Source organism: Streptomyces sp. NPDC047130 (genome assembly GCF_040643475.1).
Taxonomy (GTDB): Bacteria; Actinomycetota; Actinomycetes; order Streptomycetales; family Streptomycetaceae; genus Streptomyces.
On sequence record NZ_JBEYUK010000007.1, the window covers coordinates 222,345 to 244,451 of the forward strand.

The 22,107-nt window shown below is 73.2% G+C and carries 21 protein-coding genes; 7 read left to right on the plus strand and 14 right to left on the minus strand.

Annotation, left to right across the window (positions count from 1 at the left end; all coding sequences use genetic code 11):
• Positions 1-10: 10 nt before the first annotated feature.
• The gene (locus ABZ836_RS12770) at positions 11-1,333 is read right to left on the minus strand and encodes an ROK family protein (protein ID WP_356129323.1); all 1,323 of its coding nucleotides are present in this window, start codon (positions 1,331-1,333) and stop codon (positions 11-13) included.
• A 193-nt stretch (positions 1,334-1,526) separates the two neighbouring features.
• Between ABZ836_RS12770 and ABZ836_RS12775 the strand changes: the two genes are divergently transcribed.
• From ABZ836_RS12775 to ABZ836_RS12790, 4 genes are read left to right on the plus strand one after another with little or no spacing between them, the layout of a single operon-like run.
• On the plus strand, positions 1,527-2,843 hold the full coding sequence (locus ABZ836_RS12775) for an extracellular solute-binding protein (protein WP_356129321.1): 1,317 nt from the start codon (positions 1,527-1,529) through the stop codon (positions 2,841-2,843).
• 14 nt (positions 2,844-2,857) lie between these two features.
• Positions 2,858-3,850 carry a sugar ABC transporter permease gene (locus tag ABZ836_RS12780; protein WP_361141705.1) on the plus strand — a complete coding sequence of 331 codons (993 nt, stop codon included), beginning with the start codon at positions 2,858-2,860 and terminating at the stop codon, positions 3,848-3,850.
• A gap of 28 nt (positions 3,851-3,878) precedes the next feature.
• On the plus strand, positions 3,879-4,718 hold the full coding sequence (locus ABZ836_RS12785) for a carbohydrate ABC transporter permease (protein ID WP_361141754.1): 840 nt from the start codon (positions 3,879-3,881) through the stop codon (positions 4,716-4,718).
• A 57-nt stretch (positions 4,719-4,775) separates the two neighbouring features.
• Complete coding sequence (locus tag ABZ836_RS12790; protein ID WP_361141707.1) at positions 4,776-6,131, plus strand: GH1 family beta-glucosidase; 1,356 nt, start codon at positions 4,776-4,778, stop codon at positions 6,129-6,131.
• A gap of 40 nt (positions 6,132-6,171) precedes the next feature.
• Here ABZ836_RS12790 and ABZ836_RS12795 read toward each other — a convergent pair whose 3' ends face one another.
• The 11 genes from ABZ836_RS12795 to ABZ836_RS12845 form a co-directional block, all read right to left on the minus strand.
• The gene (locus ABZ836_RS12795) at positions 6,172-6,969 is read right to left on the minus strand and encodes an endo alpha-1,4 polygalactosaminidase (RefSeq protein WP_361141756.1); all 798 of its coding nucleotides are present in this window, start codon (positions 6,967-6,969) and stop codon (positions 6,172-6,174) included.
• Between the two features lie 218 nt (positions 6,970-7,187).
• Positions 7,188-7,850 carry a spherulation-specific family 4 protein gene (locus ABZ836_RS12800; RefSeq protein WP_361141709.1) on the minus strand — a complete coding sequence of 221 codons (663 nt, stop codon included), beginning with the start codon at positions 7,848-7,850 and terminating at the stop codon, positions 7,188-7,190.
• Positions 7,847-8,920 carry an NAD(P)-dependent oxidoreductase gene (locus tag ABZ836_RS12805; protein WP_361141711.1) on the minus strand — a complete coding sequence of 358 codons (1,074 nt, stop codon included), beginning with the start codon at positions 8,918-8,920 and terminating at the stop codon, positions 7,847-7,849. Before ABZ836_RS12805 ends, ABZ836_RS12800 begins: the two co-directional genes overlap by 4 nt.
• Before the next feature lie 7 nt (positions 8,921-8,927).
• Positions 8,928-9,641: a sugar phosphate nucleotidyltransferase gene (locus ABZ836_RS12810; protein ID WP_356129312.1), complete on the minus strand. Its 714-nt coding sequence runs from the start codon at positions 9,639-9,641 to the stop codon at positions 8,928-8,930.
• A 48-nt stretch (positions 9,642-9,689) separates the two neighbouring features.
• The gene (locus tag ABZ836_RS12815; protein ID WP_361141713.1) at positions 9,690-10,706 is read right to left on the minus strand and encodes a GDP-mannose 4,6-dehydratase; all 1,017 of its coding nucleotides are present in this window, start codon (positions 10,704-10,706) and stop codon (positions 9,690-9,692) included.
• A gap of 49 nt (positions 10,707-10,755) precedes the next feature.
• Positions 10,756-12,324 (minus strand): hypothetical protein, encoded by a 1,569-nt coding sequence (locus ABZ836_RS12820; protein WP_361141715.1) that lies wholly within the window; start codon positions 12,322-12,324, stop codon positions 10,756-10,758.
• Positions 12,321-13,832, minus strand: a complete 1,512-nt coding sequence (pelF, locus tag ABZ836_RS12825) for a GT4 family glycosyltransferase PelF (protein ID WP_361141717.1) — start codon at positions 13,830-13,832, stop codon at positions 12,321-12,323. The genes ABZ836_RS12820 and pelF overlap by 4 nt, the downstream gene beginning before the upstream one ends.
• A gap of 86 nt (positions 13,833-13,918) precedes the next feature.
• Positions 13,919-16,060, minus strand: coding sequence for a hypothetical protein (locus ABZ836_RS12830; RefSeq protein WP_361141719.1), 2,142 nt, complete (start codon positions 16,058-16,060; stop codon positions 13,919-13,921).
• A 269-nt stretch (positions 16,061-16,329) separates the two neighbouring features.
• Entirely contained in the window at positions 16,330-16,857 is a 528-nt protein-coding gene (locus ABZ836_RS12835; RefSeq protein WP_361141721.1) for a hypothetical protein, read from the minus strand.
• 343 nt (positions 16,858-17,200) lie between these two features.
• The gene (locus ABZ836_RS12840) at positions 17,201-17,698 is read right to left on the minus strand and encodes a DUF2165 domain-containing protein (protein ID WP_356129300.1); all 498 of its coding nucleotides are present in this window, start codon (positions 17,696-17,698) and stop codon (positions 17,201-17,203) included.
• Between the two features lie 73 nt (positions 17,699-17,771).
• Positions 17,772-18,206 (minus strand): ATP-binding protein, encoded by a 435-nt coding sequence (locus ABZ836_RS12845; protein ID WP_356129298.1) that lies wholly within the window; start codon positions 18,204-18,206, stop codon positions 17,772-17,774.
• Between the two features lie 131 nt (positions 18,207-18,337).
• Between ABZ836_RS12845 and ABZ836_RS12850 the strand changes: the two genes are divergently transcribed.
• Entirely contained in the window at positions 18,338-19,180 is an 843-nt protein-coding gene (locus ABZ836_RS12850; RefSeq protein ID WP_361141724.1) for a helix-turn-helix transcriptional regulator, read from the plus strand.
• Positions 19,177-19,383, plus strand: coding sequence for a DUF397 domain-containing protein (locus tag ABZ836_RS12855; protein WP_361141726.1), 207 nt, complete (start codon positions 19,177-19,179; stop codon positions 19,381-19,383). The genes ABZ836_RS12850 and ABZ836_RS12855 overlap by 4 nt, the downstream gene beginning before the upstream one ends.
• Before the next feature lie 12 nt (positions 19,384-19,395).
• On the opposite strand, the gene ABZ836_RS12860 is transcribed toward ABZ836_RS12855, so the two are convergent.
• On the minus strand, positions 19,396-19,860 hold the full coding sequence (locus tag ABZ836_RS12860; RefSeq protein WP_361141728.1) for a hypothetical protein: 465 nt from the start codon (positions 19,858-19,860) through the stop codon (positions 19,396-19,398).
• A gap of 38 nt (positions 19,861-19,898) precedes the next feature.
• Positions 19,899-20,735 carry a ribonuclease BN gene (locus tag ABZ836_RS12865; protein ID WP_356129290.1) on the minus strand — a complete coding sequence of 279 codons (837 nt, stop codon included), beginning with the start codon at positions 20,733-20,735 and terminating at the stop codon, positions 19,899-19,901.
• 366 nt (positions 20,736-21,101) lie between these two features.
• On the opposite strand from ABZ836_RS12865, the gene ABZ836_RS12870 reads away from it, so the two are divergent.
• A complete protein-coding gene (locus ABZ836_RS12870; protein ID WP_361141758.1) occupies positions 21,102-22,094 on the plus strand; it encodes a nitroreductase family protein in 993 nt (330 codons plus the stop codon).
• Positions 22,095-22,107: the final 13 nt, after the last annotated feature.

The window sequence follows — 22,107 nt, forward strand, 5'->3', positions numbered from 1 at the left end:
GCCGGGTTCCTCACTGCGCCGCCCGTTCGCGCAGGCTGGTCTGCCACACAGGGCTCTGCCGCTCCGGGTCCTCCTCGGCCCTGCGGCCGCCGCGGGCGAAGAAGTCGGCGAGCGGCAGTATCGCCGCCCCGACGGTGACGGCGTCCGGTCCGAGGGTGCCCAGGTCGATCTCGACGCGCCCGCCCGGGTACTTGAGCGAGTACGCGGCGGCGTACGTCCGCACCGTGTCGAGGAAACGCCGGCCGAGTTGGAGACCGGCCCAGCCGCCGACCAGGATGCGTTCGGGCTGGAACAGATTGATCAGGTCGGAGAAGCCCGCGCCGAGGTACTCGGCGGTCTCCTCCAGGACGGCCAGAGCGGTCGTGTCGGCCGGCGCGGTGGTTCCCTCCGCACCGGGGACGGGGTAGGCGGCGGCGAGCATCGCGGTCAGCGCGGTCTCCTCGTCCACGCCGGCCGGCGGCCGCCCGCCGGCCTCCGCCCAACGCTGCAGAAGCGCTTCGGCGCCGGCGTACGCCTCCAGGCAACCGGTCGCGCCGCAGCGGCAGTTGCGGCCCCTCACCCGTACGGTCAGATGCCCCCACTCCAGGGCCACGCCGGACCGCATGTCGTCGGTGACGACGCAGGCGCCGACACCGGAGCCGAAGAGGACCACCACCGCGTTCTGCGCGCCCCGGCCGGCCCCGAACCACATCTCCGCCTGACCGAGCGTCTTGGCGCCGTTGTCGATGTAGTACGGCACGGTCTCGGGCAGCAGCCGGGACTCCCGCAGCAACCGCTCCAGGGGAACGGCGTCCCAGCCGATGGTCTGGCCGTGCACCACGGCTCCGTCCTGCGCGCTCCTGGCGACGATGCCCGGCACGCCGATACCGACGCCCATCAGCCGCTCCGCCGGGATGCCCGCCTGCTCCAGGACCTCGGGGATGCCTTCGCGGAGGTGACCGACCACGACCCCGACGTCGTAGCGGTCCACGCGCCGCAGCGCGTCGGTCTCCAACGGACGTTCCACGCGCGCGAGTTCGGTGAGGGCCAGGTCGAACAGCTCGATCCGCACCCGAGTCTCGCCGATGTCCACGCCGATCATGTAGCCGCTGTCCGCGCTGATGCGCAGCAGCGTACGGGGGCGGCCGCCGGCCGAGTCCACGCTGCCGGCCTCCTCCACCAGTCCCTCGGCGACCAACTCGGACACCACATTGCTCACCGAGCCCGAACTGAGCCCGGTCACCGGACCCAGCGAGAAACGGCTGAGGGGCCCGTCGAAGTACAGCCGTTCGAGCACCGCTGTGCGATTTTCCCGCCGCAGGTCACGCACCGTACGGCCGCTGCGCATCTTCACCGTGCCCCCTCGTCTTCGATGTCCTGCACGCAACTTACCTCGGGCCGAGGCCTTGACGCGACCTTCGCTTGAGGTTTAACTCACACCGTGAATTAAGCGGGGGGCGCTTCAGGGCTCGAACGCGGGACGCCATGTGTGTCGCACCCTCCCCACAGACGAAGTCCGTCAACCTTCCGGAAGGGCCTCCGAAGTCATGCGCAGAATCAGAGCCGCGGCCGTCGGCGCCGTCACACTCTCCCTCGTTCTCACCGCGGCCGCCTGCGGCGGGGGCTCCACCAGCTCGGAAGGCACCAACGCACAGCCGAAGACGCTCACGTACTGGGCTTCGAACCAGGGCGCCAACCTCGAGGTCGACAAGAAGGTCCTCCAGCCCGAACTCGACAAGTTCGAGAAGCAGACCGGCATCAAGGTGAAGCTGGAAGTCGTGCCCTGGTCCGACCTGCTCAACCGGATCCTCACCGCCACCACCTCCGGCCAGGGCCCCGACGTCCTCAACATCGGCAACACCTGGTCCACCTCCCTCCAGGCCACCGGCGCCCTGCTGCCCTGGGACGCCGGGAACATGGAGGCGATCGGCGGCAAGGACCGCTTCGTGGAATCGGCCCTCGGCTCCACCGGCGCCCAGAACCAGGACCCCGCCGCCGTGCCGCTGTACTCCATGGCCTACGCGCTGTACTACAACAAGAAGCTGTTCGCCGAGGCCGGGATAGAGAAGCCGCCGGCCACCTGGGACGAAGTGGTCGACGCCGGCGAGAAGCTCACCGCCCAGGGCAGGAACGGCCTCGGCGCCGAGGGCTCCAACCTCTCCAACAACATCCACCAGGTGTTCGTCCTCGGTAAGCAGCACGGCGCCGACTTCTTCACCCCCGACGGCAAGCCCGACTTCACCTCCGACGGCGCGGTGGCCGCGGTCAAGCAGTACGTCGACCTGATGGCCGAGCACAAGATCATCGCCCCGGGCAACGCCGAGTACGCCCAGAACCAGTCCCTGAGCGACTTCGCCAAGGACAAGACGGGGATGGTGCTGTGGCAGACCGCCTCGGCCACCTTCACGTCCCACGGCATGAACGAGGACGACTGGGGCGTGGCCCCCGCTCCCGTGCAGTCCGGCGAGCCCGGCCAGGGCACCGCCACCAACTCCATGGTCGCCGGCATCAACCTGGCCGTCTTCAAGAACACCAAGAACATCGACGGCGCCAAGAAGTTCGTCGGCTTCATGACCAGCGACGAGGAGCAGGTCGTCCTCAACAAGGCCTACGGCTCCATCCCGCCGGTCAAGGCCGCCCAGCAGGACCCCGCCTTCGACACACCCTCGCTCACGGTCCTGCGCGAGACCCTGGCGACCAGCGCCGCCGCCCTCCCGCAGGTGCCCGAGGAGTCCCAGTTCGAGACCGTCGTCGGCACCGCGGTGAAGGAGCTCTTCGCGGACGCCGCCGCGGGACGGCCGGTGACCACCGAGTCGGTGAGGGCCAAGCTCGAGAAGGCCCAGCAGCAGATGCCCACCAAGTGAGTACGGACTCCTCCATGACTCTCACCGCTGCCCCTGGCACAGGCGAGCGGAAGGCACGCGAGGAAGCCCCCGGAGCGCCGCGCAAGCGCCGCTCCGGGCGGCTGCGCCGCATCGGCCTGCCGTACCTCCTGCTGCTCCCCGCCCTCGTGCTCGAACTCCTGGTCCACCTGGTGCCGATGGTGATCGGCATCGCCGTCAGCTTCAAGGAGCTCACCCAGTTCTACATCCGGGACTGGACCACCGCTCCCTGGGCCGGCTTCGACAACTTCTCCCTCGCGGTCGACTTCGACGCCCCCGTGGGCGAGGCACTGCTCAACTCCTTCCTCGTCACCTGCCTGTTCACCGTGCTGTCGGTCGGGCTGTGCTGGCTGCTCGGGGTGGCCGCCGCCATCTTCCTGCAGGAGGGATTCCGCGGCCGCGGCTTCCTGCGCACGCTCTTCCTCGTCCCGTACGCGCTGCCCGTCTACGCCGCCGTCATCACCTGGTCGTTCATGTTCCAGCGCGACAACGGCCTGATCAACCACGTCCTGCACGACCAGCTGGGGCTCACCGACACCCCGCCGTTCTGGCTGATCGGCGAGAACAGCTTCGTCGCGCTGCTCGTGGTCTCGGTGTGGAAGGGCTGGCCCTTCGCCTTCCTGATCGTCATGGCCGGCCTGCAGAACATCCCCCGGGAGATCTACGAGGCGGCCGCCCTCGACGGCGCGGGCGTGTTGCAGCAGATCCGCCGCATCACGCTGCCGGCGCTGCGCCCGGTCAACCAGGTCCTCGTCCTGGTGCTGTTCCTGTGGACGTTCAACGACTTCAACACCCCCTTCGTCCTCTTCGGAGAGGCGGCGCCGGAGTCCGCGGACCTGATCTCCCTGCACATCTACCAGTCGTCGTTCCGGACCTGGGACTTCGGCACGGGCTCCGCGATGTCGGTCCTGCTGCTGCTGTTCCTGCTCGTGGTGACCGGCGCCTACCTCATGTTCACGTCCCGGGGAAGGAAGGCCGGCGATGTCTGACCAGTTCCGGAGTCAGGTCCGCTCCCCGATGGCCGCCCCGCAGTCCTTCCTGTGGAGCCGGCGGATCTTCCTGACCCTCCTCTCCGGCTTCGTGCTGCTGCCGGTGTACGTGATGATCTCCAGTTCGCTGAAGCCGCTGGAGGACGTCTCGGGGAAGTTCTCCTGGATCCCCTCGGGCCTCACCGTCCGCCCGTACTTCGACATCTGGGAGACGGTCCCGCTCGCCGACTACTTCGTGAACTCGCTGATCGTGGCGGGCGCGGCGACCGTCTGCTCCGTCACCATCGCGGTGTTCGCGGCCTACGCGGTGAGCCGTTACTCCTTCCGCGGCAAGCGCGTCTTCACGGTCACCGTGCTGTCCACCCAGATGTTCCCCGGCATCCTGTTCCTGCTGCCGCTGTTCCTCATCTACGTCAACATCGGCAACGCCACCGGCATCGCGCTCTTCGGCTCGCGCGGCGGCCTGGTCCTCACCTACCTCACCTTCTCGCTGCCGTTCTCCATCTGGATGCTGATCGGCTACTTCGACTCGGTGCCCAAGGACCTCGACGAGGCGGCCAAGGTGGACGGCTGCGGACCGCTCGGCGCCCTGTTCCGAGTCATCGTGCCCGCCGCGATCCCGGGAATCGTCGCCGTCGCCGTCTACGCCTTCATGACCGCCTGGGGCGAGGTCCTCTTCGCCTCCGTCATGACCAACGACACCACCCGCACCCTCGCCGTCGGCCTCCAGGGCTACTCGACCCAGAACGACGTGTACTGGAACCAGATCATGGCGGCCTCCCTGGTCGTGAGCGTGCCCGTCGTCGCCGGCTTCCTGCTCCTCCAGCGCTACCTCGTCGCCGGCCTCACCGCCGGCGCCGTCAAGTAGCGGCCGCACGCGCCCTTCCGTCACCGCACCACCGCGCCCACCCCAGAAAGGCCCCCTGTGTCCGAAGCGATAGACCTCGCCGCCCTTCCCCCTGACTTCGTGTGGGGCACGGCAACCTCCGCCTACCAGATCGAGGGCGCCGTCGCCGAGGACGGCCGGGCCCCGTCGATCTGGGACACCTTCTCCCACACCCCGGGGAAGATCGACAACGACGACCACGCAGACGTGGCCTGCGACCACTACCACCGGTGGCCCGAGGACATCGCCCTCATGAAGGAGCTGGGCGCCGGCGCCTACCGCCTTTCCATCGCCTGGCCCCGCGTCGTCCCCGGCGGCGACGGCCCCGTCAACGCGGCCGGTCTCGACTTCTACGACCGTCTCGTCGACGGCCTCCTCGACGCCGGCATCACGCCCAACATCACTCTCTACCACTGGGATCTCCCGCAGAGCCTCCAGGACCGGGGCGGGTGGACCGTCCGCGAGACCGCCGAGCACCTCGCCGCCTACACCTCCGTGGTCGCCGAGCGGCTGGGTGACCGGGTCACCCGCTGGGCCACCCTGAACGAACCGCTGTGCTCCGGGTGGATCGGTCACCTCGAAGGCCGGATGGCTCCCGGACTCACCGACCTCACCGCCGCCGTGCACGCCTCGTACCACCTGCTCCTCGGCCACGGACTGGCCACGCAGGCGCTCCGCGCGGCCGTGCCGGACGCGCGGATCGGACTCGTGACCAACCACTCCACCGTGGAGGCCGCCTCGACCCGCCCCGAGGACGTCGCGGCCGCCACCCGGATGGACGGCCACACCAACCGCTGGTGGCTCGACCCCGTCCACGGCCGGGGTTTCCCCGCCGACATGTGCGAGCTGTACGGCGTCGAACTGCCGGAACGCGCAGGCGACCTGGAGACGATGGCCGCCCCGCTCGACTGGCACGGTCTCAACTACTACTTCCCGGTCACGGTCGCCGACGACCCTGACGGTCCCGTCCCCTACGCCCGCGAGGTCCGCCTGCCCGACGTGCCCCGTACCGGAATGGACTGGCAGATCGACGCCGGCGGCCTGGAGGCGTTCCTGCTGCGGCTCACCGACGACTACGGTGTCCGCCGGCTGTACGTCACCGAGAACGGCTCCGCCTTCCCCGACACCGTCGGCCCCGACGGCGCCGTCGACGACCCGGAGCGTGCCCGCTACCTGGAACAGCACATCGCCGCCTGCGCCCGCGCCGTACGCAAGGGCGCCCCCCTCGCCGGCTACTACGCCTGGTCGCTGCTCGACAACTTCGAGTGGGCCTACGGCTACGACAAGCGCTTCGGCCTCGTCCACGTCGACTACGCGACACAGGCGCGGACCGTCAAGACGAGCGGCCGCCGGTACGCGGACATCATCCGCGCTCACCGACAGGCCCAGGCCTGACCCGGCGCCCGAAAGGCCGGAGGGGGTCCGCGGGCGTGGCTCAGCAGGCCCTGCGCCACGTCCCGAGTTCCGGCTCCTTCAGCATCGAGGACAGGCGCAGACGGCGGGACTCGGCGCAGAAGTCGCCGGCCGGTCCCTGGTACTCCACGTGGAAGACCGCCTTCCCGGCCTCGACGAAGGCCGACAGCCGGTCGCACTCGTCGTACTGGGCGCACTCCTCGTTGACGGCGAAGTCGAAGTGGGGGAGGAGCTGCGGGATCTGGTCGAGGTCGTTCTTCAGGCCGACGGAGAGGCCGCGGGCGTGGGCGATCTCGGCGATCATGCGGTTGTAGCGGAGCTGGTCCTCGGCGGTCAGCGGGAAGCCGGTCCGGTGGGCGTAGCCCTCGACGAGGTCGGGTTCCACGGCGTCGAAGCCCTTGGCGCGGCACATCTCGAAGCGGCGCTCCATGATCGGCCGGAGGACGGAGAGCCGCCGGATGTCCAGCCAGCGTTCGCCGTGCCAGCCGTTGGGCCGCCCGAGCACCGAGCGGGGGAAGTCCGCCTGGTCGGGGCGGTACTCCTCCCAGGCGCCGACGTTGATGTAGCAGATCACCTTCCGGCCGTCGCGGTGCAGGCGGGCGACGTCCGCGGCGGTGTTCTCGAAGCCGTCGATGTCGTAGACGGGCACGTCGGCGGCGGTGGGGTCGACGGGCCCGTCCAGCTGCCACTGCCACGGGGTGCCGGGGCGGGGTGTCCAGCGCGGGCCCGGCGGGACGCCGTCCGGACGACGGGACGGGGGTGCGGGGGAGGGCGTGCCGGAGGCGGTGGCGCCGGGGGCGCGGGAGGTGGGGCCGCCCACCGTGGAGTCGGGTGCGGCGCCGGCCGGGGTGGAGGGCCGCGGGTCACGGGCGGCGTCGTCGCCGGGGGCGGAGCAGGAGGTGACGGCGAGAAGGGCTGCGAGGACGAGGGCGGCGGTCGCCGGGAGCAGCGCGGCCGCGCCTGACGGGCGGGGGCGGCGGGGGCGGAGCCGACGGGCGGCGCGTCCGGGCGCTGGGCGCCGGGCCGCCCGGTCGCGGGTCATCGCTGCGCCCCGGTCAACGCGGGGGTCAACGCGGCCCAGGGGTTGGGAGGTTCACCCGTCACGGGGCCGCAGACGGCGGCCCCGCGCCGGTGGGCGGTGCGCACCGCGAGCGGGACCAGCGCCTCCGGCACCCCGTAGACCAGGTGGCAGAGGGGTCCGGGTGACCGCCGGGCCGCCCAGGAGGGGCGGCTGAACGCGGACACGTAGCTCGACCAGGGCCCCTCGAAGGTGACCGTGAGGTCGGCGAGCCGGACGTAACCGGGTGCCGGGTGGGCGCCGGGGTTGAGGACGACCGTGCGGGCGCCGCAGCGGCGGACGGCCCTGACCAGCCTCCGGCAGTCGGCGAGGCCCTCCGGGGCCGTGGTCACCTGGTCGAGGAAGCAGCCGTCGGCGCCGTACCACTCGCGGTACCGGCTCATGTCGTCGACGGCGTCGGCCCGGTCGCGGGTGCCGTAGTCGGTGTCCACGTAGCCGAGCAGCCGGACGCCGGCCGCGCGCAGCGCCTCGGCGGCGGTGGTGAACGCCGGGTCGGGGGCGGGGCCCGGGCCGCTCGCCGGGTTGAGCACGACGCCGTAGGCGCGGTCGGCGGAGGCGATCAGACGGTTCCAGGCGCCCGGGTCCTCCGCCGGGTGCACGTAGAGCGGGATCAGCAGAGTCACGGCAGCGGCCCTCCCGCGACGACGCCGCCCGCCTCGACCGGCCGCGCGGGGGCCGCGCCCGCCGTGTCCGCCACGCCACCCGCCGTGTCCGCCACGCCACCCGCCGTGTCCGCGCCACCCGCCGTGTCCGCGGCGCGACCCGCCGCGCCTGCCGTGTCCGCCGCGTCCCGCTGCGCCGTGGCGGCCCAGAGCGCGGCCACCGCGTCGTCGAGGGAGTACCGCGGACGCCAGCCGAGGGCCCGGGCGGCCTCGTCGATGGACGAGCACTGCCAGGACACCTCCCGGGAGCGGGCCGAGTGCGCGGCTTCCCCCGCGTCCTCCTCGATCCGTCCCGCGAACCCGGCCGCGCGGGCCAGCCCGCGCACCATCGCGCGCACGGGCGCCGCGTCGCCCCCGCCGATGTTGAGGACCGGGGGCAGCGGCCCGTCGGCCGTGGTGGCGAGCACGACGGCGCGGGCGACGTCCCGGGCGTCGACGAAGTCGCGGTGGGCCGAGAGGTCGCCGAGCCGCAGCACCGCCCCCGGCGCCCGCCCCGCCTCCCGGAGCAGGGTGGCGACCCGGCCGGGCAGCCCGCCGGGCGGCGCCCCGGCACCCACCGGGTTGCCGATCCGCAGGACCACCGCGTCCAGGCCGGAGGCGGTGACCGCGACCGTCCCGGCCAGCTTGGTCGCGCCGTAGGGGCTCACCGGCCGGGTCGCCGCGGACTCGGTGACCCGGCTGCCCGGGTCGCCCGGTCCGTACTCCGCGGCCGACCCGAGATGCACGAGCCGGGCCCCCGGCGCGGCCCGGCGCAGAGCCGCGCAGAGCACGGCCGGGCCACGGGCGTTGGTCTCGGCGAGGGTGACCGCGTCACCGCCGGTGGCGCCGGCGCAGTTGACCACCGCGTCCGGCACCACCCCGGCGAGGGTGTCCGCGACCTGGTCAGGACGGTCGTGCGCCAGGTCGATCCGGACGGCCGCACCGGGTGAGCGGCCGGCGTCGAGCACCCGCGCGGCGGGCAGGGCCGCCCGCAGGTGCCCGGCGACATGCCGGCCGAGGTAGCCGGTGGAGCCGATGACGAGAACGCGCATGGAGACGTCATGCCCCCTTGAGGAGCATCTGCTTGCGGCTGGTGAACTCGGCGTTGGCCCGGTCGTAGTCGTCGGGGCGGCCGATGTCCAGCCAGTAGCCGTCGAACTCGTAGGCGTGCGGCGGGCGGTCCGCGGCGAGCAGGTCCAGGACCAGTTCGTCGAAGCCGAGCGGCAGACCGGGGGTGTAGGAGTCGAGGACGGAGCGGGAGAGGCCGTAGACGCCCATGGACACGCGGTAGTCCAGGCTGGGCTTCTCGGAGAAGCCGACGACCCTGCCGTCGTCGGTGGTGAGCACCCCGAAGTCGATGTTCACCTTGCGGGCGTAGGTGGCGATGGTGAGCGGGGCGCCGGAGGCCTCGTGGTCGCGCAGGACGTCGGCGTAGTCGAGGTCGGTGAGGACGTCGCCGTTCATCACCAGGAACGTCTCCGGCAGGCGGTCCCGCATGGTGAGCAGCGGGCCCATGGTGCCCAGCGGGTTGTCCTCCGTGGAGTAGGTGACCTCGATGCCCCACCGGGAGCCGTCGCCGACGAACGCCCGGATGATCTCGCCCAGGTGCCCGATGGCGATGGTGCAGCTGCGGAAGCCGGCCGAGGCGAGCTGGCGCAGCACGATCTCGAGGATGGCGTGTTCGCCGCCGATGGGGACGAGGGGCTTGGGCAGCGACGTCGTGTACGGCCGGAGCCGGACGCCCTTGCCACCGGCCAGAATCACTGCGTGCATGGGGGTCTCCTTGCTGCTGGGCGGGCTGTGGGACGGCGGACGGGGACGTCAGATGTTGTAGATGCCGGTCTTGTAACGGGCCAGGTTGGCCGGGTCGCGGAAGAACTCGACGGTGTGGGCGAGTCCTTCCTCCAGGCTGTGCGCGGGCCGCCATCCGGTCGCCGCGGTGAGCCGGGACGCGTCGGCGACCAGGCGCATCACCTCGGAGTTCGCGGGCCGGATGCGTGCGGCGTCCTCGCGGACGTCGAGGTCGGCGTCCATGACCTTGCCGATCAGGGCGACCAGGTCGCCGACCGAGATCTCGCCGCCGGTGCCGGCGTTGAGGGTGTGGCCGACGACCTGCTCGGCGGGGGCGGTGCCCACCGCGAGGAACGCCCGGGCGGTGTCCTTGACGTAGGTGAAGTCGCGGGTGGGGCGCAGGTCCCCGAGGGTGATGGTGCGCTCCCCGGCGGCGACCTGGCCGATGACGGTCGGGATCACCGCCCGCATCGACTGGCGGGGCCCGAAGGTGTTGAACGGGCGCAGCGTCACCACCGGGGTGCCGAAGCTGGCGTGGTAGCTGTCGGCCAGCCGGTCCCCGCCCGCCTTCGAAGCGGCGTACGGGGACTGGGTGTTGATGGGGTGGTCCTCGGTGATCGGCACGGTCCGCGCGGTGCCGTAGGTCTCGCTGGTGGAGGTGTGCACCAGACGCGGCGTGCCCAGGGCCCGCACCGCCTCCAGCACGTTGAGGGTGCCGGTCACGTTCGTGTCGACGTAGCTGTGCGGGGCCTGGTAGGAGTACGGGATCGCGATCAACGCCGCCAGGTGGTAGGCGCAGTCGGCGCCTTCCAGGAGGCCGCGTACCGAGCCGGGGTCGCGGACGTCGCCGAGGACGATCTCGACCTGGTCGAGGACGTCCCGCGGGAGGGTCTCCAGCCAGCCGTAGGACGAGAAGGAGTTGTACTGGGCCATGGCCCTGACCCGGTACCCGGAGGCGACCAGGAGTTCGGTGAGGTGGGAGCCGATGAAGCCCTCGGCTCCCGTGACGGCGGCGAGCGGGGACGAGGAAGAGGTCGACGAGGTCAACTGAGGTGGTCCTTCCGGCACTTCGGTCGGTCAACGGGCGGGGACGGCGTCAGGCGTGCGGCGCGGGGCGGCCGAGCAGCCGCAGCGCGCACGCCGTCAGGAGCAGGGCGGCGGCGCCGCAGCACACCGGGAACACCGCCGGATGCGCCGGCGGGTTCAGCAGGGCGACCGCGCCGGTCGAACCGGCCGCCGCCAGGCAGACGGCCGCGGACGGCCAGGCGTCGCCGAACGCCTGGAGCAGCAGGGCGGTCCACAGCGTCGCCGCGAGGAGCAGCAGCGGCACCGGTTCGGCCTCCATGAGCCAGGCGGCGGCCAGCAGCGGGGCGAGGTAGGCGAGCAGGCACAGCGTGAGGATCCCGGCCGAGCGGAGCAGGAACGCCGCGGGTGTGGCGGTCACCCGCAGCGCGGCCACCGACCAGCCGCGGTAGCGGTACAGGAGCCACTCGGCCGGGCCCATGCTCACGGTCAGCGCGATCACCGCGTACGGGTCCCGCTGACCCTCGAACAGGACCAGCACCGCGGCGGACAGCCCGAACACCCCGTAGGGCACGGAGACGCCGAGCCGCGGCCGGGGACCGTCGGCCGGGGCGACGGCCAGTTCCTTCCGCAGCGTCCCGGCGGCGGCGACGAGGGTGGCGGCCAGCGCGAGCAGCGGAAGCCCCAGGCGGAGCGCGGAGCCCGGCTCCCACCAGGGCAGCGCGGCGGCCCCGGCCGCCAGCGGGCTGAGCGCGGCCAGCAGCAGGCGTTCCCGGGCGAGCACCAGCAGCACGCCCGCCGCGGCCAGGTAGGCCGACTGCGCGGCGACCACGAGGAGCACGGGGTCCGGGCCCGCGACGGGGACCGCGGCGGCGGTCGCGACCAGGGCGCCGAGCGACGCCCCGGCCAGCAGGGTGCGCCCGGCCTCCGCCCGGCCGGCCGTCATCCGCAGATGGGCGCGGTGGCCCAGGGCCTGCCCCCACGCCCAGGAGACCACCGCGGCGAGGATCAGCGCGGGAGCGTGCCGGGTGGTCGGCCACAGCGGGGCGGCGAGCAGGTAGGCGAGTCCCGGCAGCGCGAACAGCACGCCGCGCAGCAGGCATCGCACGGTGTCCGGACGCCAGGGGTCGGCCGCCCGGCCGGGCCCGGGGAACACCCGCGGCACCCGGTCGTACAGCGCCGAGGCGAGGGAGAAGAGGTTGGGGTGCCCGTACCGCTCCCTGATCACCTCGACCGGCATCCCCTCGGCCTCCAGCAGCGCGGCGACCTCGTAGGGGTGGACGGCGGGGCCGATCTGGTCGGCGAGTTCGGCGGCGAGCAGGCCGATCTGCTCCTCGTCCGGCTCGTACCGGGGGATCCGCAGGGCCATGGTGCCGTCGTGGCGCGTGGTGGCGGAGGACCTCTCGGCCGGGACGGCCCGCCGCAGCGCGACGGTGCCGTCGTCGCCCCTGCCCCCGTGGCGCGGGCCGTCGGGGCGCGGGCCGTCGCGGTGGGCCGGGTCGGGCAGGTCGAGCCGCCGCAGGGCGACGGTCCGGTCGTGGCGCGTGTACGCCCTGCGGGCCTTCCGCGGGGTCCCGGCCAGGCGGATCGCCAGGGTCTCCTGGTCGGTGCCGTGCGGTTCCAGGGGCATCGGTCCGCTCATATGGCCACGCTCCTCGGGCCGGCGTGCTCGGTGGCGCGGAGGTCCCCGTCGTCTCTCGCCGGTTCGCCGTCCCCCGCCAGCTCCAGGTAGATGGAACGGAACGTCTCGACGGTGCGGCGCAGGGTGAACTGCTCGATCACCCGCAGCCGGGCCGCCTCGCCCATGGCCCGGCGGCGCTCCGCGTCGTCGAGGAGCTCCAGCGCCGCCGCGGCCATCGCCTCCGGGTCGCGGGGCGGCACGACGAGTCCGGTGTCGCCGACGGCCTCCCGCACGCCGCCCACGTCGGTGGAGACGGTGGCCCGCCCGCAGGACATGGCCTCGATCAGGGTGAAGGGGAAGCCTTCGCTGATGCTGGAGAGCATCACCACGTTGCCGGCGGCGTAGGCGTCCTTGATGTCGTCGACCCGGCCCTCGAAGGTGACGGCGTCGGCGTGTCCGAGTTCGGCGGCCAGGGCCTCGCAGCGCTCCCGGTAGCCCTCCCCGCCGCGCGGTGTCCCCCCGAACAGGCGGAGCCTGGCGTCCGGTCGTCGGGCGCGGACCCGCGCGAAGGCCCGGATCAGCGTCTCCAGGTCCTTGATCGGGTCGACGCGTCCGGCCCAGCTCAGGGTCGGGGTGGCCGGCTCGGGCCCGGCGGGCGGGAACGCGGCGGGGTCGACGCCGTTGTACACGGTGCGGATGGACCCGGGGTCCGCGCCGCCCTCCTCCTCCCACAGCCGGTTGTAGCGGTTGCCGGGGGTGATCAGGGCGGCCCGGCGGTAGGTCTCCTGGGCGAGCAGCCGGAAGAAGCCGAGGACCACCGCCTTCACCGGCCAGCTGTACGGCGCCGTGCGATAACCCAGGTAGCGTTCCCGCAGGTAGACGCCGTGTTCGGTGAGCAGCAGCGGGACCCCGTGGCGTTCCAGGGCGGCGAGGCCCGGGAGGGCGGCCACGCCTCCGCTGACCGCGTGCGCCACGCCGTGCTCCGGCAGCGGCGCGGCCAGCGGGCGCAGGGCGTGCTCCAGGAGACCGGTGGCGGTGAGCGCGTCGTGCAGGGTGGGCCCGGCCTCCCGCGCGGGCACGCCGGGCCGGTTCCAGACGGAGGTGAGCGAGGTGATGGCCTGGTCGTCGCGGAGGAAGGGGCTCAGCGTGCCGTCCGCCGCGGCGGCGGCCAGCGCGTACAGGGAGGGCGCGAAGCCCTCCTCGGCCCGCGGGTCCAGCAGCGCGCTCAGGAACCGCTCGTAGCTCTGGGCCAGTCGGCGGCGGGCCCGACCGCGCGGCGGGCGCCCCTCGGGCGCGGGGCCCCACATCGGGACCGAGCGGACCCGCGAGACGTGCGGCGGGAGGTCCCAGACGACCGCCTCACGGCCGGTGCCCGTGACGGCGAGGACGTCGAAGCGCAGGTCGGGCATGCCGTGGACGAGTTGGTCGCACCAGACGCTCACACCGCCGTGGCTGTGCGGGTAGGTGCCTTCGGTGAGCAGGGTGACGTGCGTCGCGGCATGGCGGCGCGCCCCTGGATGGAGCTGCATGCGGGTGCTCCCCGGCCGGGTCGGGAGATGGTCGTACGGTCCCGGCCACGGGAGTCGTGGCCGGGAACCGCGGGCGCGGGCGTCGGTCAGCGCAGGCCGCTGAACGGCACCGGTTCGGTCACACCCTCGGGGACGTGGGTGTCGGGAGCGGGGCGGGACGTACGCCGGCCGGCGTCCGCGGTCGTGTCGGAACCGCCGGACGGGGCGGGGGAGGACGGCGGCAGGGTGAGGGTGAGCCCCCCGTTCGCGGACGGCGTCCAGCCGGAGACGGTGCCCGCGTAGGCACCGCCGAAGCCGGCGCCGTTGAGCTTGGTGCCGCTCGGCATGGTGGCGGTGACGGCCACGCCGGCCGGGGCCCGCACGGTCACCGCGGAGCCGATCCGGTGGGCGGTGACCTGGCCGGCCCGGACGGCGTCCTGCCAGGCGCCGCGCCGCTGCAGCTCGACGCCGATGTCCTTCATGCGCAGGTTCACCACGGGCGCGCTGTCGGTGAACAGGGCGTCGTAGCCCTCGAGCACGGCCGTCAGGACGGGGTAGGCGATGCGGTCCTCGGCCAGGTTGGACTGGTGGATGAAGTGCGGCTTGGGGTCGTTGGCGAGGACGTGGCCGAGCGCGATGCGCGTCTCGAGCGGCACGATGTGGCCGGTGAAGCCGGTGGCCGGGTCGAGCGGGGCCGGCAGGCAGGTGGTGGTGGCCGGGTTGTCCTCGCAGATGCCGCTGCCGCCCTGCGCGCGGCTGGTGTAGATCCAGTTGTACTCGTCGACCTGCTCGGCCGCCCGGCCGGCGTTGAAGAAGATGTTCATCGGGTAGCGGGAGACGGTCGTCGCCGGGCCGACCCGCCGCTGCACGGGGTCGCGGGAGTTGTCCGAGGCGAGCCAGGTCACGCCGTTCTCGGTGAGCGCCGGCCCCAGGTTGGGGTTGTCCGCGGGCTGCTGCGGCAGCACCTTCAGGCCCGAGTGCTCGCCGGTCACCAGCTCCCCGTGGTCCATGGGGAAGCCCGCGACCTGGCCGAAGTAGCGGTTGAGGGAGATCTCGTCGGAGATCTCCGTCCTGCCGACCCACTTGACGGAGCCGTCCGGGTTGGTGGCGCAGCGCCACGGCACCACGGTGGTGTCCTGCCGGCATCCGAGGAAGGCGTGCGAGTAGGTGTGGTTGATCCACCGGAACTCGTCGCGCTCGGCGACCAGACGGTCGGTGAGCGGGTCGGCGCCGCCGTTGTCCTGGCGGTGGTCGATGCTGCCCGCGGCGTTGAAGGCGAGGTCGAGGGTGAAGTCGTGCTCGCGCTGCCAGGCGACGGCGTGGTCGACGTCCGACGCGACCATGCGGATCGGGTCGGGCGTGCCCTGGCCGGGCGGGCAGTCCACGTCGCCGGGCGTGCAGTTGAGGTCCGAGTCCCAGCGGTCGTCGACCGCGAGCACGTCGTCGACGTGGACGGCGAAGTAGTTGCGGGAGGCGCCCAGGCGCACCCCTCCGGTCATCCAGTCGACGATGCCGCGGGCCAGCAGCCGGTACTGCTGCTGGTGCTGGTTGTAGACGAAGGTCACGACCAGTTCGCGTCGCCCGTCGTGCCGGTACTCGCCCACGAGGGCGCCGCGTCGGCTGGTGCCGGGGATCGGCGCGTCGACGTAGGTGGTGAAGTCGGCGCCGGCGGCGGGCGTCGACAGGTAGCCGTAACTCTCGCCGATGGTCGGGGAGTTGTCCTCGAACGGGACGGCCCCCTCCAGGTAGCCGAAGGGTCCGGCCTTCCCGGCGGCGGTGACCGAGGCGGTGACGCCGTCGAGGCTGCCGGAGTACCCCCCGTACACCGGGTACTGCAGGCCGGCCTCGGGACGGGCGTAGGTGTAGGCGTCCACCTGCGGGATGTCGTAGGCGCGTTCGTAGTCGGCGAGCGCGGTCATCTCGGCCGAACCGGCCGGGAACGGGTTGTCGTTGGGCAGGACGACGGCCTGGTACTTGGCCCTCGGCAGGCCGTCCACGGTGTCCGCGAGGAACGCGGGGTCGATCACCGGCCGGTCGGACCGGGCGAGGTCGACCTCGGTGTACGGCGTGCCCGCCGTGTCCAGCTCGGCCATGACGGCGTCGGTGGCCGGGCCACCGTCGCTCACCACCAGGACCCGCAGGTCGACGCGGTGCTGGGTGGCGTCCGCCTGGGCGACCGTGGTCGGCAGTGCCAGGGCGGCGATCAGTGAGACCACCGTGAGCACGGTGGTACGTGTGGTCCGCTTCATGCGGTGCGGTTCCCTCCCCCGGGACGGGTGGGCGCGGCCCGCGACGGCTCGCCGTGGAGCCCCGGAGCCCGCGTCCCCCTGGTGCGCGACGCCGGCTTCCCCCACAGATGCCGCCGTCGCCGCTTTGGTCATGTCAGATCATGATGTCTTTGTACGGTGATTGTGGGCTTGTTGTGGAAGCTGACGGGAAATCGCTGTTGTCCGCGTCCCCGCAGGCCCGCGGGCCCGCCGGCCGCCCAGGGCGACCGGCGGGATTCGGACAGGGGGCGTCAGGCGCAGAGCACCCGGGTCTCCGGCGTGTACACCGGGCCGCCGCTGACGTTCGTGGTGTCGCTGAACTCGGCGTAGTAGTACGAGTAGAAGCCGATGTTGCCGTTGCACCCGGAGTCGGGGGCGATCTGCAGCGTGAGCGTCACCGTCCGGCTCTGGCCGGGCGGGACGGTGGCCCCGTAGTTGCCGCCGAGGTCGGCCGGCCCGGTGCCGGAACACGGCACGCTGCCGTTCGGCGTGGCCAGACTGCAGCCGGTGAAGCTGTACTTGAGGTCCGGGCGCTGGGTGGTGAGCCACGTCGGGTCGATCGTCTGGTACATGAACCAGAGGTCGTAGGTCTTGTTGTTGGTGAGCGTCATCGACAGCTGCACCGTGCCGCCGGGCGTCGTGGTGGCCGTGTCGGTGGCGAAGGCCAGCGTGGCCGACGCGGGCAACGCGGCGTGGGCGGCGGGGGCGAGACCCACGAGCGCCAGGGCGAGGCCCAGGATGCCGGTGAGGCCGATTCGTCTCAGGTTCCGTGATCGCATGACCGGGAGGCTAGGGACGCCGGACGCGCTCCGTCTGCCCCGCGGAAGCGGCGGCGCCCGACGAGGGTGCGGAAGTGGTCATGGCGGGATGATCCGGCGCCGGCGCCTCGAAGGACGGCCTCCGTTTGGGTAGGTCCAGGCCGCTCGATGTGACGACGCCTTCACAGAACGCACCGGAGGGCGGCCGGGGCGCCGTCCGGGACCGGAAAAGTTGGCGTGAACATCACACTCTGAAACACCTCGGACACATGCCGCGCACGCCTCATCACGGCTGCTTTCCGGTCATCCGTCGATTGTCGGCCAGGTTCCCGGGGGCGCCGGCCCGTGCCGGCGCCCCCGGCGGTCACTCGTCCGCCGGCGCCCCGAACGGCAGGTGGCAGACGAGCAGGACGACGCCGCTGAGGGTGAAGACCCGCGTCGCGGCGTCCAGCCCGTTCCACTGGTCGGACTGCCACATGGCGAACCACTCACCGCCGATGCCGATGAAGCCGGCGCCGAACAGCAGCATCACCATCAGCAGCCCGTACGTGCTGATCCGCAGGGCCCGGGGCCGGTCCCGGCGGAACCAGAGCCAGGTGCCGAACAGCAGGACCAGCGCGGCGACGCTCTCCCAGACGATGATCAGGACGTACGCCGCGTCCTGGAGGCGTTCGCTGGTGATCGCCCGCCACATCAGGTCCGGGTCCTCGAAGGTGGTGTCCATGGCCAGCACATGGCGGACGAAGGCCTGGTTGGTGCCGAAGTCGGTGATGTTCCCGACGGCGACCAGGGTCATGTAGAGGGCGACGGTCCCGGTGAGCAGCGTCGCCGTGAGCCGCAGGGCGCGTGAAGTGGGTGCCATGCCGGTGTTCTTCCCACCGCGGGGCGCGGCGCCCCGCCCGGATCGCGCCACTGTGCGGCCGCCGGGCGCCGGGCTACCAGGGGCACCGCGCCCACACCGTCTTCCCGCCCGGCGGGTACGGCTCCCAGCCCCAGGCGTCGGCGAGCGAGGCGACGAGGAGCAGGCCGCGTCCCGACTCGTCCCCGGCGTCCGCCGGGGCGGGGACCGGGAGACGGTCACCGCGGGCGTCGGTGACCTCGATCCGCAGCGTCCCGGGCGTGAGGGTGAGCGCGAGGCGCGCGCTCCTGCCGGGCACCCGGCCGTGCCGGGCCGCGTTCGCGGTGAGCTCGGCGACGAGGAGGAACGCGACGTCCGGGCAGCCGTGCCGCCCCGGCCGTGCGGCGAGCCACCGTTCGGCGGCGTGCCGGACGCCGTGCGCCCCCCGCGCGGTGGTGGGGAACAGCCGGCGGAACCGGGGGGTGTCGTCGAGGTTCGGATCACCTGGGGCGGTGACGGATTGCTGATTCACATCACCGAGGGTGAGGGAATCCGCCTACCGTTGGGAGCGCTGTGGGCGGTACGGAGAGTGACTGTACGGGTGCGTCCGGGGCGCCGTACCGGCGTCCGGCCGCCACGTGGATCAGGGGAGGCGGTACGGGAATGGGCGAAGAGGCGGACGGCACGGACGAGGTCGCGGACCTGTTCCGGGCCCTCGGCCGGCAGATCCGGGTCGCCCGGGAGCGGGCCGGGCTGAGCCAGAAGGAACTGGGCGAGCGCGTCGGCTACGGCGAGGAGACCATCTCGTCGGTCGAGCGGGCCCGGCGGACACCGCAGCCGGAACTGCTGGCGGCGGTGGACCGGGTGCTGGAGTGCGGTGGGCTGCTCGCCGCGGCGGCGGAGGACGTGGACCGGGCGAAGGCGCGGCGGCGCGTGCGGCATCCGGAGTGGTTCCGGGACTACGCGCGCCTGGAGGCGGAGGCGGTGGAGATCTGTTTCTACAGCACGCTCACCATGCCGGGCCTTCTGCAGGCCCAGAGCTACGCCCGGACGATCTTCACCGCGCGGCGTCCCTGCCTGGACGAGGAGACCATCGAGCAGCGGGTGGCGGCACGGCTCGACCGACAGGAGATCCTGACCTGCTGGCCCCCGCCGATGGTGACGGCCGTCATCGAGGAGTCCGTGCTGCACCGGCGGATCGGTGGCCGGGAGGTGCAGCAGGAGCAGTTGCGCCATCTGCTGAAACTCGCGGAGCTGCGCAACGTCGAGATCCAGGTGCTGCCCCTGGAGTGCCAGGGGCACGCCGGTATGGAAGGGCCGTTCATCCTGCTGACGCCCAAGGGGAAGCCCCAGGTCGGGTACGGCGAGTTCCAGAGCGTCAATCGGCTGATCACAGACCCCGACCAGGTCCGTATGCTGGCCCTGCGCTACGGAAGCATCCGGGGACAGGCACTCAATCCGGCCGAGTCCTCGGCCTTGATCGCGAAGCTGCTGGGAGAGCGATGATCAGCCACGAACCCGACGGGCTCCACTGGTTCAAGAGCACGTACAGCGGCGGGGACGGCGGCGAATGCGTCGAGGTCGCGGTGGACGCCGCCGTCGTGCGGGTCCGGGACTCAAAGGACCGCGGCGGCCCGCAGATCGCGTTCACGCGCGGGGCGTGGACCGGATTCGTCGGCGTCCTCACGACGGCGGCGGACCGGCACTGACCCCGCCACCGGTCAGGGGGCCCCGCGGAGGACCCCGTCCGCCGCGTCGGCGGCCCACGCGGCGAACTCCTCGAAGCCGAGGTTGGCGATGACGAGGTTGGCGTGGACGTCGTGGGCGGCCGCCGGGGTGACCCGGAAGGCGGCGCCGAACTCGACGTGCGCGGCGTACTCCTCGTCGTCCTCGCAGTCCTCGCGGGTCACCAGGGTGGCGGCGAGCAGCGGGTGCGACGGGTCCCGCAGGGTGACCTCGTCCGCGAGGAGGACGACCACGCGCTCCTCGTCCGCGCGGAGGGCCGCCACGACCTCCGCCACGGTGGCGTCCGCCCAGACCGGGTCGTCCAGGACGTGCGCGCCCGCGTCGGCGTGCGCGCGGAACGCGGCCGACACCGCGTCCCACCCCGGCACGTCACCGGGGGCGGTCCGCACGAGCAGCGGGAGGTCCGGGTCGAGGCCGGTGACGGCGGGCAGGCGTCGCATGGGGGAGTGCTCCTCGGCGGTGGTCGCTGACAGGATGATCATCGCACCCGCCGCTCGGGCCGCCGGTGCCGCTCCCGGCCGGGGCCGTGGTGGTGGACCAGCCAGTTGCCGAACAGTGCCCCGCCGTGGACCACGAAGCCCACGCCGATCAGCCAGGACTCGACCACCAGGACGATGCCGACCGCGCCGTAACTGATCGCGTTGGTCACGATCAGCGGCGTGAAGACGTAGTAGGAGAAGGCGCGCAGGCCGACCAGGCCGGCGATGGTGGCCAGGGCGCCGGGGAGCAGGCGGCGCCAGGTGACCTGGCCGCCGAGCAGGAAGTGCTGGCCCCACCAGAAGAACAGGAGGCCGAGCGCCGAGCTGAGGGCGATCCGCACCCCGCCGGGGAGTTCGCGGGTGAGCACCTCCTGGTAGAGGAACGCGGTCAGCGCGACCATCCACACCGCCTGCCGCCAGACGCGGTGCCAGCGGCCGGCGGGCAGGCCCCAGATCCGCTCGTAGCCGTTCTGCACGCTGCCGCCGAGGGCGACACCGAACAGGGCGAGGGTGATGCCGCCGAGCACGCTGGTGGAGCCGACGACCCGGGGCGGCGGGCTGAAGATGTCGGTGAGGACCTCGGCGGAGCGGTCCGGGAGCCCCATGCCGTCGGCGAGCCAGGAGGCGAACCCGCCGCGGCCGAAGGGATCGGCGGCGGCGATCACGATCAGCAGCGGAGCGAGGGTGACCAGGGCGAGGGTGGCGAAGCCGAGGGCGCGGTGCATCAGTTCCAGGTCGCGGGCCTGACGGACCAGGTGGTACGCGGCGAGGCGGCGCCAGGCGCGGTGGAGCGGCCCCGGCTCCGGGGTGGCGGTCCCTGTCGTTCGTCGCCTCATGGAACGACCCTCGGTGACCGGACGCGGCGCGACAAACCCTCCGGGGCAGCCGGGGGACCGGTCCGGGCCGTTCGGCCCCCGGCCCCGGCCCGAACGGCACAGGCGCCCGGTGCGGGGCGGGCGCATGCTGACCCGTGATCGAACAGGAGGTGCGGCGTGCGCGGACACCTCGGCCGTGGTCCCGCCCGTGCGGCCCGCCGGCGGGCGGGCCCGCTTCCGGCAGCCGGGGGGATTACCCGGGCCGCTTTGCCGGAACCCGGAGAGGGACGCGTCCTCGCCGTCGAACTCGCCCCGTCCCGCGGGGTGATGGTCCTGGCGGCCGGTCACGGCACCGCCCGCACCGCACCCGACCCCGAGGAGGAAGGCATGCGGCTCGTCCCCGCTCCGGAACTCGACTCCGCGGCGCTCGACATCATGCTCACGGCGGCCGCCGCCGCGCCCTCCGTGCACAACACGCAGCCCTGGCGCTTCCGCCTGCACCCCCTCACCGGGCTGCTGGAGGTCCGCCTGGACGGACGCCGCGCGCTGCCGCACACCGACCCCGACCACCGGGCCCGGCAGATCTCCGTGGGGGCCGCCCTGGAGAACCTGATGGTGGCCGCCGTGCACCTGGGCCTGCGGCCGGCCGTGCGGCTGCTGCCCGATCCGCGTGACGACACCCTGCTCGCCGTCGTCGACACGGCCGCCCGCGGCCCGCACCCGGCCGGCCCTGACCCCCTGGCGGACCTCGGCCTGTACGCCGCCGTCGCCCGCCGCCGCAGCAGCCGGCTGCCCTACACCGGACGTCCGGTGCCCGAACCGGTGGTGGCCCGGATGGCGACCGCCGCCCGGCTGGCCGGGGCCCGCCTCCTCGTGCCGCCCCACGCCGTCACCCGGCGGCTGCTGCGGCTCACCGCGGTCGCGGAGGCCCGCAACCGCGCCGACCCGGCCCGCGCGGCCGAGGCCCGCGCCTGGATCCGGCCGCCCGGCGGCGGCCCGTACGGCGTTCCGGTGACCGCCCTCGGCCCCGCCGACCTCGCGGGGCGCATCCCGTCCCGTGACTTCACCGGGCCGGTCACCGCGCTGCGCCCGCCGCCCGCCCGCTTCGAACGCCATGTGCAGCTCGCGGTGGTCTGCACGCGGCGGGACGAGCCGCGCGACCGGGTCGTCGTGGGCCGGGCGCTCCAGCGGGTGCTGCTGGTGGCCACCGCCCTGGGTGTGCGGACCTCGCTCCTCCACCAGGGGATGGAGTGGCCCGACGTCCGCGGGGCGGCCGCGGCCCTGATCGGGCACGGCCAGCGGCCCCAGCTGCTGGTCCGGTTCGGGTACGGCCCCGAGGGCCCGCCGACACCCCGCGCGCCGGTGACCCTCGACCGCTGACGGCCCGTCCGGT

Excerpts from the sequence above, each read along its gene's own strand:
- ABZ836_RS12775 (WP_356129321.1), top strand. The coding sequence starts at position 1,527 with ATGCGCAGAATCAGAGCCGCGGCCGTCGGCGCCGTCACACTCTCCCTC.
- ABZ836_RS12780 (WP_361141705.1), top strand. The coding sequence starts at position 2,858 with ATGACTCTCACCGCTGCCCCTGGCACAGGCGAGCGGAAGGCACGCGAG.
- ABZ836_RS12785 (WP_361141754.1), top strand. The coding sequence starts at position 3,879 with ATGGCCGCCCCGCAGTCCTTCCTGTGGAGCCGGCGGATCTTCCTGACC.
- ABZ836_RS12805 (WP_361141711.1), bottom strand. The coding sequence starts at position 8,920 with ATGCGCGTTCTCGTCATCGGCTCCACCGGCTACCTCGGCCGGCATGTC.
- ABZ836_RS12810 (WP_356129312.1), bottom strand. The coding sequence starts at position 9,641 with ATGCACGCAGTGATTCTGGCCGGTGGCAAGGGCGTCCGGCTCCGGCCG.
- ABZ836_RS12820 (WP_361141715.1), bottom strand. The coding sequence starts at position 12,324 with ATGAGCGGACCGATGCCCCTGGAACCGCACGGCACCGACCAGGAGACC.
- pelF (WP_361141717.1), bottom strand. The coding sequence starts at position 13,832 with ATGCAGCTCCATCCAGGGGCGCGCCGCCATGCCGCGACGCACGTCACC.
- ABZ836_RS12830 (WP_361141719.1), bottom strand. The coding sequence starts at position 16,060 with ATGAAGCGGACCACACGTACCACCGTGCTCACGGTGGTCTCACTGATC.
- ABZ836_RS12835 (WP_361141721.1), bottom strand. The coding sequence starts at position 16,857 with ATGCGATCACGGAACCTGAGACGAATCGGCCTCACCGGCATCCTGGGC.
- ABZ836_RS12840 (WP_356129300.1), bottom strand. The coding sequence starts at position 17,698 with ATGGCACCCACTTCACGCGCCCTGCGGCTCACGGCGACGCTGCTCACC.
- ABZ836_RS12850 (WP_361141724.1), top strand. The coding sequence starts at position 18,338 with ATGGGCGAAGAGGCGGACGGCACGGACGAGGTCGCGGACCTGTTCCGG.
- ABZ836_RS12855 (WP_361141726.1), top strand. The coding sequence starts at position 19,177 with ATGATCAGCCACGAACCCGACGGGCTCCACTGGTTCAAGAGCACGTAC.
- ABZ836_RS12860 (WP_361141728.1), bottom strand. The coding sequence starts at position 19,860 with ATGCGACGCCTGCCCGCCGTCACCGGCCTCGACCCGGACCTCCCGCTG.
- ABZ836_RS12865 (WP_356129290.1), bottom strand. The coding sequence starts at position 20,735 with ATGAGGCGACGAACGACAGGGACCGCCACCCCGGAGCCGGGGCCGCTC.
- ABZ836_RS12870 (WP_361141758.1), top strand. The coding sequence starts at position 21,102 with ATGCGGCTCGTCCCCGCTCCGGAACTCGACTCCGCGGCGCTCGACATC.